Source organism: Rhodoligotrophos appendicifer, assembly GCF_007474605.1.
Lineage (GTDB): Bacteria > Pseudomonadota > Alphaproteobacteria > Rhizobiales > Im1 > Rhodoligotrophos > Rhodoligotrophos appendicifer.
In genome coordinates this window covers 15,783-33,690 of record NZ_VHKL01000004.1, presented here as the reverse complement: position 1 = coordinate 33,690, position 17,908 = coordinate 15,783, and the positions used below count along the sequence as shown (strand labels likewise).

The 17,908-nt window shown below is 59.2% G+C and carries 14 protein-coding genes; 9 read left to right on the top strand and 5 right to left on the bottom strand.

The window, feature by feature from the left end; genetic code table 11:
- Nucleotides 1–9: 9 nt before the first annotated feature.
- From FKM97_RS09620 to FKM97_RS09610, 3 genes are all read right to left on the bottom strand, one after another.
- Nucleotides 10–3,450 carry an indolepyruvate ferredoxin oxidoreductase family protein gene (locus FKM97_RS09620; protein WP_144292210.1) on the bottom strand — a complete coding sequence of 1,147 codons (3,441 nt, stop codon included), beginning with the start codon at nt 3,448–3,450 and terminating at the stop codon, nt 10–12.
- 234 nt (nt 3,451–3,684) lie between these two features.
- Entirely contained in the window at nt 3,685–4,233 is a 549-nt protein-coding gene (locus FKM97_RS09615) for a hypothetical protein (protein WP_205014869.1), read from the bottom strand.
- Nucleotides 4,234–4,354: 121 nt separating this feature from the next.
- Nucleotides 4,355–5,047 carry a J domain-containing protein gene (locus tag FKM97_RS09610; RefSeq protein ID WP_144292208.1) on the bottom strand — a complete coding sequence of 231 codons (693 nt, stop codon included), beginning with the start codon at nt 5,045–5,047 and terminating at the stop codon, nt 4,355–4,357.
- A 274-nt stretch (nt 5,048–5,321) separates the two neighbouring features.
- Here FKM97_RS09610 and FKM97_RS09605 point away from each other — a divergent pair, with 274 nt between their 5' ends.
- The 6 genes from FKM97_RS09605 to FKM97_RS09580 all read left to right on the top strand — a co-directional run bounded on the left by FKM97_RS09605 (nt 5,322) and on the right by FKM97_RS09580 (nt 12,084).
- On the top strand, nt 5,322–7,037 hold the full coding sequence (locus FKM97_RS09605) for a YncE family protein (protein WP_246105013.1): 1,716 nt from the start codon (nt 5,322–5,324) through the stop codon (nt 7,035–7,037).
- A 15-nt stretch (nt 7,038–7,052) separates the two neighbouring features.
- Nucleotides 7,053–8,288 (top strand): ABC transporter permease, encoded by a 1,236-nt coding sequence (locus FKM97_RS09600; RefSeq protein ID WP_144292207.1) that lies wholly within the window; start codon nt 7,053–7,055, stop codon nt 8,286–8,288.
- A 35-nt stretch (nt 8,289–8,323) separates the two neighbouring features.
- Complete coding sequence (locus FKM97_RS09595; protein ID WP_246105012.1) at nt 8,324–8,959, top strand: ABC transporter ATP-binding protein; 636 nt, start codon at nt 8,324–8,326, stop codon at nt 8,957–8,959.
- 167 nt (nt 8,960–9,126) lie between these two features.
- A complete protein-coding gene (locus FKM97_RS09590; RefSeq protein ID WP_205014868.1) occupies nt 9,127–9,819 on the top strand; it encodes a hypothetical protein in 693 nt (230 codons plus the stop codon).
- Nucleotides 9,820–10,084: 265 nt separating this feature from the next.
- Complete coding sequence (locus FKM97_RS09585) at nt 10,085–11,401, top strand: Ppx/GppA phosphatase family protein (RefSeq protein WP_144292204.1); 1,317 nt, start codon at nt 10,085–10,087, stop codon at nt 11,399–11,401.
- Complete coding sequence (locus tag FKM97_RS09580; RefSeq protein ID WP_144292203.1) at nt 11,398–12,084, top strand: RlmE family RNA methyltransferase; 687 nt, start codon at nt 11,398–11,400, stop codon at nt 12,082–12,084. Before FKM97_RS09585 ends, FKM97_RS09580 begins: the two co-directional genes overlap by 4 nt.
- 5 nt (nt 12,085–12,089) lie before the next feature.
- Here the strand turns inward: FKM97_RS09580 and FKM97_RS09575 are convergent, their stop codons facing one another.
- Nucleotides 12,090–13,550, bottom strand: coding sequence for a DHA2 family efflux MFS transporter permease subunit (locus FKM97_RS09575; RefSeq protein WP_144292202.1), 1,461 nt, complete (start codon nt 13,548–13,550; stop codon nt 12,090–12,092).
- A 172-nt stretch (nt 13,551–13,722) separates the two neighbouring features.
- On the opposite strand from FKM97_RS09575, the gene guaB reads away from it, so the two are divergent.
- Both guaB and FKM97_RS09565 read left to right on the top strand, forming a co-directional pair.
- Complete coding sequence (gene guaB / locus FKM97_RS09570) at nt 13,723–15,216, top strand: IMP dehydrogenase (protein ID WP_144292597.1); 1,494 nt, start codon at nt 13,723–13,725, stop codon at nt 15,214–15,216.
- A 70-nt stretch (nt 15,217–15,286) separates the two neighbouring features.
- On the top strand, nt 15,287–16,579 hold the full coding sequence (locus FKM97_RS09565; protein WP_144292201.1) for an RsmB/NOP family class I SAM-dependent RNA methyltransferase: 1,293 nt from the start codon (nt 15,287–15,289) through the stop codon (nt 16,577–16,579).
- A gap of 50 nt (nt 16,580–16,629) precedes the next feature.
- Here FKM97_RS09565 and FKM97_RS09560 read toward each other — a convergent pair whose 3' ends face one another.
- Nucleotides 16,630–16,953: a DUF1330 domain-containing protein gene (locus FKM97_RS09560; RefSeq protein WP_144292200.1), complete on the bottom strand. Its 324-nt coding sequence runs from the start codon at nt 16,951–16,953 to the stop codon at nt 16,630–16,632.
- Between the two features lie 128 nt (nt 16,954–17,081).
- Here FKM97_RS09560 and FKM97_RS09555 point away from each other — a divergent pair, with 128 nt between their 5' ends.
- Complete coding sequence (locus FKM97_RS09555) at nt 17,082–17,885, top strand: helix-turn-helix domain-containing protein (protein WP_144292199.1); 804 nt, start codon at nt 17,082–17,084, stop codon at nt 17,883–17,885.
- Nucleotides 17,886–17,908: the final 23 nt, after the last annotated feature.

Below are 17,908 nucleotides of genomic sequence, written 5' to 3'. Positions count from 1 at the left end.
AGCCCCTCATCATTCGGCGGCGATCAAGCATTGCGGCGCGTCCAGCGCCGCGTGCAGGGCTTGTCGCCGTTGTTCTACTCGGGCTTGGTTGGCTTCCTTCACATGGCCGAATCCTCGAATATCCATGGGCAGTGAAGCAATGGCGACAGCCGTCTCGTATGTATCTGCGGTCAGCTTGGGCACGAGCTGCTCGATCTCGGTCCGGTAATCCTCGATCATACGCCGTTCCATGCGCCGCTCTTCGCTGTGGCCAAAAGGATCGAGCACGCTGCCGCGGACGAACCGGAAAGATGCCAGAACGCCAAAGGCGCGCGCAACCCAGGGGCCGTATTCCTTCTTTTTCAGATGGCCGGTGACGGGATCCCGCTTGGCGAACAGTGGCGGTGCGAGATGGTAGTGCAGGGTGAAATCGCCGGTGAACCGCTGACGCAGATCCTCCTCGAAGCTCCCGTCTGAGAACAGCCGGCCCACCTCATATTCGTCTTTGTACGCCATCAGCTTGGAGAGCGATTGAACGACAGCCCGGGTAAAGGCGCCGGCCTCGCCGAACGCTTGTGTGTCGGCAGCCCGCACCTGTTCGACGAAGGTCTCAAAGCGACGGGCATAGCGCCGGTTCTGATAGGCCTTCAGCAAGCGGCTTCGATGGGCGATCAAGGCATCGAGCGACGACAGATCCTCCGTCGGCGCAGACCGGGAGGCGACCTTGGGATTGGCCTCTCCCAGAGCGGCGCCCCGACCCGCTTGGAGGGCGGCCTTGTTCATTTCGACAGCAGCGCCATTGAGTTCGAACGCCCGCTCAAGCGCCGTCATCGAAAGGGGGATCAATCCTTTCTGGAAGGCGAAACCGACGAGCCAGGCATTGGCGGCAAGGGCGTCGCCCGCCGCCTCAGTCGCCAGAGTGGTGGCGTCGAGATAGCTGACTTGGCTCGTTCCCGCCGCAGCCTCGAGTCTCTGCCGAACAGAGCGCGTGGGAAAGGCCAGGTCTGGTTGCCGGGCGAAGTCGCCGGGCATGACCTCGGCCGTGTTGGCGATGATCTGAGTTTTGCCAAAGCGGATTGTCGAGATCGCTTCTTCGCCGATCGCCGCCAGGAGATCAAATCCGAGCAGAATGTCTGCTTGCTCGACACCGATGCGGGCGGCAGGTGAGGTCTCGGGCGAGGCGCTGATGCGGACATGGGAGGTAACGGCCCCTCCCTTTTGCGCAAGACCCATCATGTCCAATGTGGCGCAACCTTTGCCCTCGAGATGGGCTGCCATACCGAGAATGGCGGCAAGAGTGATGACCCCGGTTCCACCGACTCCCGCCATGACAATGTTGAAGGGCTCTGCCAATGAAGGCAGGATTGGATCTGGAAGGGAGGCCGAGCCGGCGAGTGTCTTGGTCTCCGGCTTGCGCAGTGTCCCGCCATGAATAGTGACGAAGCTTGGGCAAAAACCCTCGATGCACGAGTAATCCTTGTTGCAGGAGAACTGATCGATCTCGCGCTTGCGGCCCAGCGCTGTTTCGCGGGGCAGGATCGACACACAGCTCGACTTGGCCCCGCAATCGCCGCAACCCTCGCAAACCGCATGATTAATGAAGACGCGCTTCGTGGGATCCTCCATGAGGCCACGCTTCCGTCGGCGTCGCTTCTCGGTTGCGCACATCTGGTCGTAGACAAGGACGGTGACACCAGGAACGCCGCGCAACTCGCGTTGCACATGGTCGAGATCATTGCGGTGGTGCACGCGCACGCCCTCGGGCAACTCCTCGTCGGCATGCCGGTCCGGGTCGTCGGCCACAACGATGGCACGCTGCACCCCCTCCGCCAAGACCTGCTTCAGGATGACCGGTACGGTCAGCGCAAAGTCATGCGGCTGACCGCCAGTCATGGCGACCACACCGTTGAACAGGATCTTGAAGGTGATGTTCACGCCGGCCGCTACCGCAGCACGGATGGCCAGCAGCCCTGAATGGGTATAGGTGCCGTCTCCCATGTTCTGGAAAACATGGGTACGATGGCTGAATGGCGCCTCGCCAATCCAGTTCACGCCATCCGCGCCCATCTGCGTATAGCCGACGCTGCCGCGATCCATCCACATGGCCATGTAGTTGCAGCCGGTGCCTGCTCCGCCGCGGCTCCCTTCCGGCACGACGGTGGAGCGGTTATGGGGACAGCCGGAGCAGAAGGACGGTTTGCGGTCCATTGGCGAGAGCGGGATAACCTTGGCGTTCTCCCGGGCTTCCATCTCTTGAAGCTTCGCCACGAAGGGACCCGTCTGCCCGAGCTTTGCGAGTTCTTTTCCGATGGCTAGAGCGATGACGCGGCTCGACAGAGTGCCGGTGCTCGGCAGGAGCGACATGCCCATCTCGTCACGCTTTCCGACGACGATTCCCGACCGGTCATTGACCAGAAGTTCCTTGAGCTGGCTCTCAATGAGGCTGCGCTTTTCCTCAACGACGAAGATCCGCTCCATGTCGCGGCAGAACGCCTTCACTCCCCACGGTTCGAGCGGCCACGTCATGGCGACCTTGTAAAGATGGATGCCAAACGTTGCGGCTTCCTCTGCCCCGATACCGATCTCCTCAAGCGCCTCCACTACATCGAGCGTGGTCTTGCCTGTTGTGACGATGCCGAGGCGTCGCTCTCCTTTGCCCCAGACGATTCTGTCCAGCGGATTGGCGCGCTGAAAAGCCAGCATCGCGGGAATTTTGTGGTTGTGAAGCCGGGCCTCCTGGCCAAGCGGTGTGTCGGGATAGCGGAGGTTCAGACCTCCCGGCGGCAGCTCGAAATCGAGGGGCGTCACATAGGAGCGAAGACGATCATCGACGGAAATCGAGGCCGCGCTTTCGACGACATCGTGAGTGCATTTGAGCGCTGCCCAACTACCTGAGAAGCGCGACAGCGCTATACCGTACAGCCCATACTCGATGAGTTCCGCGACATCAGCCGGATTGAGCAGCGGGATCATGAAGTCCAGCATCGTATATTCGGAATAATGCGCAACGCTGGAGGATTCGGCGCGATGGTCATCACCGACCAGCAGGAGCACGCCCCCTTTGGGAGAGGATCCCGCGAGATTCCCGTGGCGCAGCGCGTCACCGGAGCGGTCAAGGCCTGCACCTTTCCCGTACCAATAGGAGCATACTCCGTCGTAGCGACTGTCGCCCCGCGCTTCCCCCTGCTGCGAGCCCCAGATTGCCGTAAGCGCCAGGTCCTCGTTGAGACCGGGTTGGAACGTCACACCCCGGGACGCCAGGACGTCCTTTGCCTGTCTGAGCTGCACGTCTAATGAGGCCAGCGGCGAACCGGGATATCCTGTGACATAGCCTGCGGTATTGCGGCCTTGGGCGCGGTCAGCGTCGATCTGCATCATCGGCAGGCGAACGAGGGCCTGCACCCCCGAAAGGAAGATCTGGCCTTCCCGAAGCTCGTACCGATCGGACAAAGAGACCTGACGCAGCGCCATCTCTGATGACCTTTCCTTCTTGACGTATCGACTTACAGCCGGCCCTGTGGGCTCCGGCGGCAACACTACACTCTTCCAAGCCTAACATGAACGGTGAATCACAATCCATATTTCGTGGAGCGTCTCCTGGTGCCCCACCACGACGGTTTGGATACGGCTTGGCCAGTCCAGCAGAGACGAGCTGAGTGAGAGCCAGCTTTAGCCGAGAGGGTAGGTCGTTCGTGGGGGAAAAGCTCAGCTATCCAGCTGCAATTCCGGCGCACGCAGGGGCCGCTGCGCAAGTTGCCAGCCGGGGAGGGGTTCCCAACTCGGCGCCAGCATCCGAGGAACAAACAATGCATCCGTCATTTCGGACGCGATGGACTGACCGCGCAGCAGATCCTGCCAGAGCGCGCGGCCCGCAATCAAAAACTGTGCCCTGTCCTGGACGCATCGAATGGAATGGATCAACACCACGAGGCCGCCGGCCACCTGCGCTGCGTCGGCGGCCTGGCTGCTCTTGACGACCTCTTTGAGCACCTTGATTTCGTCGATGTAGAGGGAAAGAAAGTTCCGTTCTTCCGGAAATGTCACCAGTCGGCGGCCTGACAAAAACACTTCTGGAAACTGCAGCTTCGTGGCAGTGGTCACCTGCAGCCACCCCGCCGCCAGAGATGTGGCGACAAGGATCTCCGCGCAGTGCTCCTCCGTCGTATTTCGAATCTGCGCTGCAAATCGATTCAGCGAATCGGCAGGCGATTTGACTCTCCGGCCAATCAATGCCCGCTTGATAAGGCCTGCCATCCCCAGTCCCTTCAGCCCCCAAGGCTCAAGGAACATTATCATGACAATTTTCATAAAACGACTCCTCATCACGAGGATGCGACCTGTTGGTGCACCCCGCGATTGTGGAGCTGTGCAAAAGCTAGGGATCGGCCGGGGGTGCCTTGCTGCGTCCAGGCGATGTGCGGGAGGGAGAACGTGCTTTGCGCGGCGCCGATTTCAGAAGCACATCCTTCGCATGATTGATTATCGCGGCAAGATAGGTTGATCCGCCTCGGTCGGGATGCATCATCTGCACAAGTCGTCGATGGGCCCCGCGAACCTCTGACGGAGTGGCATCCACTTTGAGACCGAGGATCTTAAGCGCCTCTTCTCGGCTCATCGTGTCTTCAATGCTCGAACTCCCCTGTTGATGATCGCCGACCCGTTCGACAGCGGCATGGCTCAAATAGGCCTCGAGAATCGCCGCCGCCCTCTGCACAGTCTCCTGAGCGTCTGGAGAGTTTGGCTCGAACTCAGGCAGATCATACGGCCGGGCACGTTTCAACTCGCCTTGGAAGAGGCTGCGCAGCGGGCCCAAGATTGATCGCCATTTGAGTATGGTCGGCACGATGAGCATGACGGCTCCCAGCAGCATGGCCAAGGACCATTGCTGGTACATGAGAAGCGCGGCTAGCATCGGAAGGGAAATGACGGCGAGGACGAGCAACATCCACCTCCCCGTCCGGATCATCGTCTTGGGGTCCGTATGAACGAACCAGTCGATGAACTTTGCCAGAGACGCCACTGCGGAGAGGCCGAGAGCGATAGCGCTGAAGATTACGGCATAGCTCATCCGACGCCTCGCACGGCCCGGAACAGACACATGCCGCCATTGATCAGCATACGTTCCTCCCGCCGGAAAGGGGCTTTCGCTTTGTTGACTTGCTACACATTTCGGACATAATCCCTCAAATATAAAGCGAACGCGACGGGGGAACACTAAGATGTCGAAAACGAGAAGTAAGGCATCCACCAAGAAACCCTCTAGTGCAACACCAAAAATAGAAATCCAACATGAAGGTTTTGATGTTAACCTTCCTATAAAGAAGTCAGCTGTCCAGGATTTTGTGAAGCATCGTGATCAAGTCGCGGAAAAGGATCACGAAGAGTTCCAGGTTTACTTGACGGAAAAGGCGGCGTCTGAAGAGCAGAAGAGCAGGTCTCGAAATCTTGTTGCAGCCGAGGCCGCTGAGAAGAAGGCCAAGTTGAACCGCCGCACGATCCTGAAAGCTGCGGTCGGGACGGCCGCCGTGGCCGAGGCGGGAGTGCTGGCATACGGTGCCTTGGGTGGCTCCGTCAGCGATCAGGGTCTCCGTCATGCGGGCGCCAACTATACGGAAGCGCAACGCCATGACATCATTCGCGAGCTGGTGAACACAAAGGCCGATGTCGACGGTCGCGGCCTGGGAAAGTGGATTGCGCTGCTGCCGACGAAGTTGGGCGGTGGCACCTATGCTTTGGATCTCAATTCCAACCGTGTGCTCGCCTCGATCTGGTATTGGAATTATGGGGATACCAACCCAATTTCCCACCATCTCTGCGCTTTTCCGAGCGCAGATCCGTATCATGGCTTCGAATTCGTCAACAGCACTCAGGGCGGCTTGAACTCGCGGATCTACGGCATCCCGACAGATGAGACTCAGGAACCCGGACCCGGCTTCAACATCTATCGAGTCCGCTTTGACGGCACCCAGATGGAGTTGGTTGAAAACGTCGCCGAGACCACGGGGCTCGGTTTGGGGGTGCACGTGACCGTCAATCCCAAGGATGCCCAGTCCTATTTCGTCACCGATGGCCAGAAGGACATCGCTGCCTGCTTCGATCGCACGACCTCACGCGTGAAGGCGGCGTTGCGTTTTGATTGGGAGCCGAATGTCCGTGAGCTGCGTGAAGCCTGGATCAAGGGCGGCACGATGACCATCAAACGGATGGAGCCGGATCCGAGAACGGGAAAATTCGATTACCGCGGCACCAAGGGCCAGAAGATCGATTGGGAAATGGTGCCCATGGGGGAGCTCTTCGTCGAGGAAGGATCGCTCACCGGACCCGATCCTCTGTCCTTGACGGGAGCCGACGGGACGATCTGGCATCCTGAAGGGCGTTGGGCAGCTACAGTCGTGCGTCTCTGCGGCGGCATCTGCATCTTGGACGCCGAGAACGATTTCGAGCCCGTAGCTTTCCTGCAGTTCAATAAGGACAGCCAGGACCAGTATCCGATCGACCGGGTTGATGACGGCACCTGGAAAGTCACATTCGACAAGATCCACTCTCCCGGCCATGAGATCGGCTTCTCGCCTGATGGTAAATTTCTCTGCATGATGAACAATCTGCGCGAGAACAATTGTTCGATCTTCTCCTGCGCGGATCCGAACCCGAAGAACTGGCGCAAGATCGCCCATGTCGAGGACCCATTGTGGCGAGGCAAATATCCCAATCCCTTTCACATGGTCTTCTCCCTCGACAGCAAGAAGCTCTATCTGTCGATCCTGCATCCCTCGCCGGCCTATAGCGGTATCATGGTGGTAGATACCGAGACATGGACGATCATCAAGGAAATCCAGGGGATCGGTCCCGACCTTCAGACGCCGGCGATCACCTATGACGGCAAATATGTGCTCACGCCCTTTAGTGGCTTTCAGCGCCAATCCAGCGGCATCGCAGTGATCGATACCGCGACCGATACCTTGCTTGGGATCCTGCCGAGCAACGGTGGCCACCATGATTGCGTGATTATCCCGACCGAACTGGCCCATATGAAGCACACCCGCTCGTGCACACTTTAAGCAGCGTCTTTAGCCATGGCGGTTGAGCAGGGCAGCCTTCATTGGCTGCTCGCGAGCTTGGCACTGCAAAATCTGGTGCGTCGCAAGTCACGCACGCTTCTGCTGATCGCTGCCGTCGCCATAGGCAGCGGTGGCGTCTTTACCGGCGCCACCCTAATGCGCAGCATCCAGAGCAGCATGACGGTCGGCTTTACCCGCATGGGCGCCGACCTGATGGTGGTGCCGGAGGGGGCCCTCACCAATATCACTGCGGCGCTGTTGACTGTGGAACCTACCGATCTCACCCTGGATTCAGACGTCCTCGACCGAGCAAATCTTAAAGGGGTGGGTCGTCTGGCGCCGCAACAGATCGTTCGCACCGAGCATTCTGGTGTTGGGGGTGCCCACGAACCAATTGATCTCATCGGCTTCGAGCCCCTTCGAGACTTCACAGTCCAACCGTGGCTTGCCGAGAAACTCAATCGCGACTTGGCGCAAGATGACGTAATTATCGGTGCCCGCCGGGACGCGCCCCTGGGCAGCCAGATGTTGGTCTTTGGCAAGCCCTTTACGGTATATGGAAAACTCGCAGCGACGGGTGTTGGAACGCATGAGCGCGGGCTGTTCATGAGCATGGCGTCCCTGGCGACCTTGGGTCCTGCGATTCACGCCCAGACGGGCAGCTTGCCCTCGGTGCTGCAACCGAACAAGGTCACGGGTTTCCTTGTGGAGTTGGCAGGAGGCGCGACCGAGCTCCAGGTTCGCTTTGCCATTCTCTCAGCAGTCAAAGGGGTCAAAATTATTGCTGGAGACAGCACCTTGACCGGCATACGCCAGGGGCTGACGGCGCTTCTCAGCGGTATTTTGGCGCTCATGGTGCTGATGTTCGTGTCGACCGCCCTCATGGTCAGCGTCTTGTTCTCCGCCATCATTACCGAAAGGCGCAACGAGTTGGGGCTGCTGAAGGCGATTGGAGCAAGGCGCGGCCAGATTGTCGGCGCCATGCTCCTCGAAGCGGTGATCGCCACTGGGGTAGGGGGGATCGTTGGCGTTGTCCTCGGCGTGCTTGCGATGCAGTTCTACGAGCGGTCTTTGGTCTATTATCTCGACAATATTGGCGTTCCATTTATCTGGCTTGAGGGAACTGTCACCATTGCTTTCGCTGTCACGGCGATCATCCTGGCCGCCATTATCGGTGGGCTCGGAACTCTCTATCCCGCTTGGCGAGCCAGCCGGCGAGATGCCTACGATCTGATCCGTGGCGAAGGTTGAACATGCTCAGCTGCGAAGGACTAACAAAGACCTACGTGACCGAAAGAGGCAGAGTCGATGCGGTACGCGGCGTCTCGCTCGATATAGTGGCCGGCTGCTTCGCAGCGATCATTGGTCGCTCGGGTTCGGGTAAATCCTCGCTGATGGCGATGGTCGGCGGCCTTAGCCGCCCCAGCGCCGGCAGAGTGACTGTGGATGGCAGCGACATCTGGACTCTGTCGGAGAATGCGCTGGCGGATTTCCGCAATCGGCGCCTGGGTTATGTGTTCCAATTTGCGAGTCTTTTACCGACGTTGCGCTTGATTGATAATGTGGCACTTCCGGCGATGCTGAACCGCAGGCGGCCCGCCGTCGAGATCTATGCCCGAGCCACCGAACTGCTGAGCCAACTCGGACTGGGGGATCATCTGGATGCTTACCCCTCCGAGGTCTCCGCCGGCGAGCAGCGCCGTGCTGCAATCTCTCGGGCGCTGATTAACGACCCGTCTGTCCTGCTCGCGGATGAGCCGACATCCGATCTCGATGAACAGACCGAAATCGAGATCATGGATGAGCTTCTCGCCGTAAACCGTGATCGAGGAATGACGCTGATCCTGGTCACCCACAATCTGACCTTGGCCGAGCAGGCAGATCAAATCGTTCATCTCGCCGATGGGGCGGTGGTGACGTGAGCCCGCAGCAGCGTCGGCCGGATCTGGGAAATTTGTCCCCGGAAGCAAAGGATAATCTGATCCGGGATCTCTGGAAGCAGCTGGCTTCACTGCAATCAGAGTTGCGGGTGGTCCGACGCAGATCAGGCCTGAGCACGCCGACGAGCCAGGATGAAGGATCTGGCGAGTTGTTGACGAGGCTTCGCGAAGCCGCTCCGCGAAAGACGTCGGCGCCATCGAAAGCTGTTGCGGTTGGTCTTGGCCGCGTCAGGGGGTTGTGGGACTCTCCCGTAGTGCTTGGGCTGGTAGCGCTTTTCGTCATCGCCTTTGCCGTGGATGGCGGAATTGGCTGGTACCAGAACCGCCTGCTTGAACAGCAGAAGCAGGAGCGGCTGCAGCTTGAGAATGCTGCGTTTACCTCCCTCTATGTCGAACTGCGTCGAATCACCTACGAGGCCGATGGCGAGTCCTACCGTCTGACGCTCACCATGCAGAATATTGATCCCGAGATACCGCTTTACGTGATGCTGAATCCGGTGCGGATCTTCATTCAGTCGGGGCTGGTTTGGAAGGAGGTTCCATCAAGTCCTGCACCAGGGACAACCTGGGGCGTCGTAAAGGTCTCCGACAGTTTTTCCTATGACGTTATCTTTAAGGCTAATGTGGAGAACTGGGCGGAGCTCATTCCAGGTTACATGCATGTGCGCGTAGAAGACGACATGCTTATCAGCCAGAGCGCAGAGCCGGTCGATGACATCGTGGGGCGCCGCAACCCGTTTTACGTCTATCTGAAACCGCACGACTCTGACGATGGAGCCATAAAGATGCGTTCGAAGATGCAGGGCAAACCCCCGGTCTTTATCCCGATGCCACCCCATTGACCAGAAAGCGAAATCCGCCCACCCCTCCAGCGGTTCTTCCGCCTTTGCGCTGGTCATGCTCAAGCGTATTTCATTCGCTAGCAAGATAGGTTTCTCTGTTCTGGCATGAAAGAGTTGGATCGCAGGCCGCGAGGTAGACTCTTCTCTGTGCCCGATTGTATCAATCGCTTGCCGCTCTTAGCTTTACGTTGGCCAGCAAGGTGTTAGACTGTTCCACATAGAATGGAAAAGCAGCCTGTACGTATTTGGAGCCAAGAAGGCGAAAATGCGTCGGCTGCCAAGTGATGGCCCTGTGGACGCGAAGATCGGAGGGGAGAAATCGGCGCACAAGTCTTCCAAGCGACGTCGCAGATCGCGGCGGCGCCGGAAGTCGTTGCCCGTTTCGGTCTCCCCACAACGGGCCGAGCTGCTGTCGGCTGCCACAACGGTGCAGACCCGACCAGCGAATGGAACTTTGAACGGCCCATCAAGCGATGTCAGCCAACTTGCTGTAGGGCCGAATGGCTTCAAGGCAATTAGCGGAGTGCCCGACAATCTGGGGCTTCGGGATTTTATCCAACCGCGGAATGCCGGCAGGGCTCCCGGTGATCCGATCTACGGCGCACTTGACCTTGGCACGAACAATTGTCGGCTGTTGATCGCAAAGCCTGCTTCGAGCGGCTTTCAGGTGATTGATGCTTTTTCTCGTATCGTGAGGTTGGGCGAGGGCGTTGGCGCGAGCGGAAGGCTGAGCGACGCGGCCATGAGCAGGACGATCGATGCTTTGCGTGTTTGTGCCGGTAAATTGGCGTGGCAGAAAGCCTCCCGGTTCCGGCTGATTGCCACCGAAGCCTGCAGAATGGCAGAAAATGGACCGAGCTTCATTGATCGCGTGGCGCGTGAGACGGGCCTCCGACTTGAGATCATCGATCGTGGGCTTGAGGCTCAGCTTGCTGTTGCAGGGTCCGCGGCGCTGCTAGCGCCCGATGCAAGCAATGCGCTCGTCTTCGATATTGGCGGTGGCTCTACCGAGCTCATGTGGCTGGTCATAGAGCACGGCAATTATCGGATCGCAAAATGGACGTCGCTGCCATTCGGCGTTGTAACGCTGGCGGAGTTGTTCGGTGGAATCGACGTCACTGAGCGCAGCTTCGAGGACATGATCAATCACATCAGGCCGGCGCTCGAAGATTTTGCCGTTGCCTGTGGGGCAGGGCCCGAGACGCCGCCTGATCATCTTCTGGGCACGTCTGGTACGGTCACAACAATTGCCGGCGTACATCTGTCCTTGATGCGCTATGATCGAAACAAGGTCGACGGGTGTTGGCTGCGCCGGAACGATGTCTGGACAGTGACCAGACAGCTGCTGGCTATGTCCTATGAACAGCGAGCGGCGAGCCCTTGCATCGGCCGTGACCGTGCCGACTTGGTTCTGGCGGGATGTGCGATTTTGGAAGGCATTCAGTCATTGTGGCCGAGTGAGTTGATCCGTGTTGCCGATCGGGGTTTGCGGGAAGGAATACTGACAACAATGATGGTCGAAGATGGAGTTTTCGGCCGCAGCGCGGCGCAGCGGAGTGTGGCGGCGGTAAGTTTAGTATGATGGGCAAAAACGACGGCAGCCGCCAACTCACCGTCCGGGTGAAGTCGGCAAAGAAGCGCAGCCTTTCCTCAAAACTTTGGCTTGAGCGGCAACTGAACGACCCCTATGTCGCTGAAGCTAAGCGTCTTGGCTATCGGTCCCGCGCCGCATTTAAGCTTGAAGAGATCGATAAGCGCTATCGGATCTTGAAGCCCGGCATGCGCATTGTGGATCTCGGTGCAGCCCCTGGTGGCTGGTCTCAGGTCGCGGCCAGGAAGATTGGTGCCGAGAAGGGGCGCGGCAAGCTTCTCGCTGTCGACATTAACGAGTTTGAGGCGGTGCCCGGTGCCCAGTCGATGATCATTGATTTCCTGGACCCGGAGGCTCCGAACAGGATCTTGGAAGCGATGGGAGGAGAGGCTGATCTGGTGATGTCGGACATGGCGGCGCCCTCAACAGGCCACAGCCGTACCGATCACTTGAAGATCATGGCTCTCTGTGAGGCGGCACTCGAACTTGCCTATGATGTACTGTCGCCGAAGGGGGCCTTCCTGGCCAAAGTCCTGCAAGGGGGGGCCGAGAACGACCTACTCTCCGGCATGAAGCGCTCCTTCGAAACCGTTCGCCACGTCAAGCCGCAAGCCAGCCGCGCTGATTCGGCGGAACTTTACGTCTTGGCGACCGGCTTTCGAGGCCGCAACTGACGGCATCACTCGTCGTCAACAGCTCCTTGGGCTCGCCGGATCGCTGCTACAGCTGGAGCAGTTGCACCTCCTGACCCAGACACCTGAATGGCGCGTCCAGACATTTCCGCTCCCGCGTCTCGATGCAGTCGGGCGAAGAGGACCGCGGAAGACGCCGATAGCAAACCGACAAACAGGAAAGCGAAGGCGAAATCGCTAGTTTCCAGCGGGCCGTCGCCTTCAAGCGAAGCGATTTGAAGCAATGCCGCGCCGACGGCGATGCCGATACTCAGCGCCAATTGTTGAGTCATGCTGGTGAAGCTCGTTGCATTTGACAGCGAGTGGGAAGGAAGGTCGGCGAAGGCCACCGTATTGATTGCGGTGAACTGTAATGATCGGAACAGACCGCCGACGAGCAGGACGAAGATCATGACCCAATAGGGGGTGGCGGGGGAGAACAAGGCGCAGGCTGCCATGCTGAGGCCGCTGAGGACGGCGTTATAAATCATGACTTTGCGGAAACCCCATCGGTTGAGGATCTGCGCGACCCCAGCCTTCATGACCAGAGCGCCCGCTGCGGCGGCAAACGTCACCGCACCTGACTCCAACGCATTTTTTCCAAACCCGATTTGCAGCAGCAGCGGCAGCAGGAACGGAAGTGCGCCCACACCGATCCGGAACAGAGTTCCGCCTACAACACTGGCCCGAAACGTTGATACCTTGAGCAGCCGTATGTCGATGATGGGGTGAGGCATTGCGAGAGCGCGGTAAACGTAACCCGTAAGCAAGAGCGACCCCAGGCCGGCCAACGTCAGGGACGCCACCGGAGAGAGTATGCCATCGCTGACATTCTCAAGCCCGAAGACCACGGCGGCAATACCGATGCCGCATAGGAGAAAGCCTATCATGTCGAGTGGCGGCACCTCCGGCTCGCGCACCTCGTCGATGACGAGCATGGCGAGGATGATGGCGATAATGCCGAAGGGAACGTTGATCCAAAAAATCCAGTGCCATGTGGCATAGGTGACGAGAAAGCCTCCGACCAGCGGGCCAAGCACCGGCCCGACCAGCGCGGGCATGGTCACCCACGCCATGGCGCCGAGAAGCTCTGCTTTGGGAACATTGCGCACCAAAACGAGCCGTGCCACGGGCACCATCATCGCACCGCCGATGCCTTGAACGACGCGCGCGGCGATCAGGCTGTTGACCCCGGGAGAAAGGCCGCATGCGACGGATGCTCCGGTGAAGATGACAATGGCGAGGCAAAAAACCCGCCTCGCACCGAAGCGGTCCGCCATCCAGCCGGAAATCGGCATAAACACCGCTAGACTGATGAGGTAAGCGGTCATCGCAAGATGCAAAGTCAGCGGATCGACGTTGAAAGACCGTCCAATTGCAGGCAGCGCCGTTCCCAGGACGGTCGAGTCCAGTTGCTGCATGAACAGCGCGCAAGCAACGATGAGGGCGATGAGACGTCGGCGGGGCATTAGGCGATCCTATCCGCAAAATGTGCTCGCCTGATCGATGGGTCAAGGGGCGAAGACTGCAAAGGAGCTACGCATGGGAAGCCCTTTCCAAAGCACCGCACCGGTGTTAAAGACGCTCGCCAACCTTGGATTTTAGGGAGCCGACTGTGAGGCTCGCATGGAGGCTGGCATCATGGCGACCCCGGCGGCAACGTCATTTCCGCTTTTTCTGACATTCGACGATGTGCTTCTGAAGCCGGCGGCTTCTTCTGTTCTGCCGGCGGAAGTCGCGACGAGTACTCGCCTGACGCGTGACATCATATTGAATATTCCCATCATTTCCGCGGCCATGGACACTGTTACCGAGGCCCCCTTGGCCATTGCCATGGCGCAGGCGGGGGGACTTGGCGTGCTGCACCGAAACATGGAACCTCAGCAGCAGGCCGAGCACGTTCGGCAGGTCAAGAAGTTCGAATCAGGCATGGTCGTGAATCCCGTGACCATCGCGCCAGATGCGAGCTTGGCTGATGCGTTGGAACTGATGAGCCGTCACCGGATCTCCGGGATCCCCGTAACCAGACGCAGCGGCAACGGCGTCGGCGGGAAACTGGTCGGTATTCTAACCAATCGGGACGTGCGCTTTGCGACAGACTTGCGGCAGCTCGTTTCCGAGCTGATGACGAAGGAAAATCTGATCACTGTTCGCGAGACGGTGGACCGAGATGAGGCGAAGCGTCTCCTGCACAAGCATCGTATCGAGAAGCTGCTGGTGGTCGACGATGACTTCCGTTGTGTGGGTCTTATTACCGTTAAGGACATCGAAAAGGCAGCTCAGCATCCCAATGCTTGCAAGGACGATCAGGGACGCCTGCGCGTGGCTGCAGCGACGGGTACCGGCGATAAGGGGTTCGAGCGCGCGGAGTTTCTGATCGATGCCGGGGTTGACCTGGTGGTTGTTGACACGGCGCACGGTCACTCGGTGCATGTGCTGGATCAGGTGAAGCGCATCAAGCGTTTGAGCAACAAAGTCCAGGTGATCGCTGGCAATGTGGCGACCGCCGAAGCGACCAAGGCGCTGATTGATGCAGGGGCAGATGCAGTAAAGGTTGGGATCGGGCCAGGTTCAATCTGCACGACGCGCATTGTTGCAGGCGTCGGTGTGCCCCAATTGTCCGCCATTATCGACAGCGCGACCGAAGCACAGAAGGCCGACGTGCCGGTGATCGCCGACGGCGGCATCAAATATTCCGGTGATCTGGCGAAGGCGCTGGCAGCAGGCGCGAATGTCGCGATGGTCGGATCTCTGCTGGCGGGCACGGACGAGAGCCCCGGCGAAGTGTTCCTTTACCAGGGGCGGTCCTACAAATCCTATCGCGGCATGGGTTCGCTTGGCGCCATGGCTCGAGGCTCGGCTGATCGCTACTTCCAGCAGGATGTGAAGGATCAACTGAAACTGGTGCCGGAAGGGATTGAAGGTCAGGTGCCTTATAAGGGCCCTTTGGCCAGCGTTCTTCATCAACTCGTAGGTGGCTTGCGCGCAGCCATGGGCTACACCGGCTCTGCATCGCTGGAAGAATTTCGGGAGCGTGCTGAATTCATACGGATTTCTTCCGCGGGCGCCCGAGAAAGTCATGTTCACGATGTGACCATTACCAGAGAGTCGCCAAACTATCCCTCTCGCATGTGATATGGAGCAGCCTCACGACGGTTAAAGCCCGGGCGGCACGCCGCGGGCGGAATAAGGATTTGCAGGAACGATGACTCCCGGAGCACGGATACAGGCAGCCATCGAAGTCCTGGAGGAGATGCAGACGAGGCACCGGCCGGCCCCCGAAGCCCTTAAGGATTGGGGCCGTGCTCATCGCTTTGCGGGCTCTGGCGATCGGTCGGCCATCGGAAATCTGATCTTCGACACTCAACGCAGGCGGAATTCACTCGCCGCCCGGATGGGCAGCGATGATCCCCGCTCTTTGATACTGGCGGCTGCGTCCGACATTTTAGGTGGAGGCGGCGAGGCCTTGGCCGAGGCGTTGGCCGGTCCTCATGCGCCGAGGCCCTTGACCGAAGATGAACATGAGAGGGTGACCACCCCACTGACTGCGGCTGCAGACCCATGGATCGAGGGAGATTACCCCGAATGGCTCCATCCTTCTCTTGAGCGGATCTTTGGAGACTCGGTCGCGATCGAGGGGAGGGCGCTTGCACAACGAGCGCCGATCGACCTGCGCGTCAACTCGCTCAAGAGCACTCGTGAGAAGCTTCTCAAGGCCTTGGCTCGCTTTGGGGCCGAACCAACCCCAATGTCTCCCTTGGGGCTGCGAATAGCGCCCGCGATTGGTTTCGGCCGTAATGCCAATGTGGAGCGTGAGCCAGCCCATGAGCGGGGGGCCTTTGAAATCCAGGATGAGGGATCGCAGATTGCGGCGCTGTTGGCAGGTGCAAAGCCGGGTGACCAGGTGGCCGACCTCTGTGCCGGAGCCGGCGGCAAGACGCTTGCCCTGGCGGGGGTCATGGAGAACAAAGGGCAGATCTACGCATTTGATGCCGATGCCAGCCGGCTCCGACCGATCTTTGCGCGGTTGGCCCGAGCGGCTGCGCGCAACGTGCAGGTCATCGGAGCGCATGAAAGCGACCGCGTTGATGCGCTGAAGGATAAGCTCGACTGCGTTTTCGTTGATGCCCCATGCACCGGGACCGGTGCCTGGCGCCGCCATCCGGACGCCAAATGGCGCCTGAAGCCTGCCGGTTTGGAAGCCCGGCAGAAGGAGCAGCGGGCACTTCTCGACCGCGGTGCCGAACTCCTGCGTCCGGGAGGTCGGCTCATTTACGTCACCTGCTCGGTCTTGCCGGAGGAGAATGAGGATCAGATCAACGGTTTTCTTTCGCGCAATCCGAGTTTCATGGCAACGGACTGGCGCGAGGTTTGGAAGACTGCCCTCTCCGCCGACCCCGTCGAGACAGTCTCGCCAGGTATAGGTTTGCTGTTAACCCCGGCGCGCCATCAGACTGACGGGTTCTACGTGGCCATAGTAAAGCGGTCAGACTCCTGACCACCTACAACTGCACGCTTCCTGGTCCACTCCCAAGAACACCGGGACGATTAGGGATGCAAAATGTCGATGGCGCGGTGGCCGTCTTCCACCCCGTCGATGATGAAGACTTCGCCCTTCGAGCTACCTTTGCGCTTGTCCAAGATGGCCCGATAGGCAGGAGAGTCATACCATCCGAGAGCACTCTGGCGGTCGGGGAAGGCTATGACGATCAGATCATCGGCGACATGCCCTTCCAACACGATCTTTTCCCCGCCATGAATGATGAAATGGCCCTCAAACGGAGCGAGTGTGCCGTCGATTGCTTGGACATACTCGATCAATGCTGGGCTCATCACGACGTCACGAAGGTGAGCAACTGCATAACTGGTCATCAAGGATCCTCTTTATGTATTGTGGCTAAGCAGCAGGCTATGGAGTGTGATCCTTGCCGGATTTCGGTCGACGGTCGATTACGTGAGGAGTAATTGCTGATACTGACCCCCATGGATAATCTTGGCACATGCCGCAAGAACAGCTCCCCGTCGGTATTCTGTTGCGTGATTGGCGGCAACGCCGTCGTTTGAGTCAACTCGCGCTTGCCGCCGATGCCGAGATCTCGCAACGCCATTTGAGTTTTCTCGAATCCGGGAGGTCACGGCCGAGCCGAGAAATGGTTCTGCGGCTGACAGAGCAGCTTGCAGTGCCGCTTCGCGATCGCAACGCGATCCTCCTGGCAGCCGGATTTGCACCGGCCTATCCTCATCGTCCTATGGTCGCGCCCGAGTTCGACGCCGCTCGCGAAGCGATCGAGCGGCTACTCCAGGGTCATGACCCGCATCCTGCACTCGCAGTGAACAGACACTGGATGTTGTTGTCAGCTAACAAGGCGGTCGGTATTCTCCTTTCAGGCGTGGCAGGACACTTGCTAGTGAGCGAAATCAACGTGTTGCGCCTAAGCCTACATCCTGAGGGACTAGCGCCGCGGATCCTTAACTTTCGCCAATGGCGGGACCATGTCTTAGCCCGCCTTGCTCGTGAGATCGAGGTCTCGGCCGACATGCAGCTCGCAGCTTTGTTTGCGGAGCTCAAAGCCTACCCTCCGCCACCGCAAGTTTCGTCTTCGCGGGGCGAGCAGACCGCCCATGGCGGCATCGCGGTACCATTGAAACTGGCCAGTGATGAGGGCCCGCTTTCCTTTCTTAGCGCCACAACGATCTTCGGCACTGCAATCGATGTGACGCTGTCGGAAGTGACAATCGAATCTTTCTTTCCGGCTGATCCTGGAACTGCCAAGGCGATGAGGAGGTTGGCGGAAAGAGTTTGACCGTCCCGTCTTGTCGGTCAGCG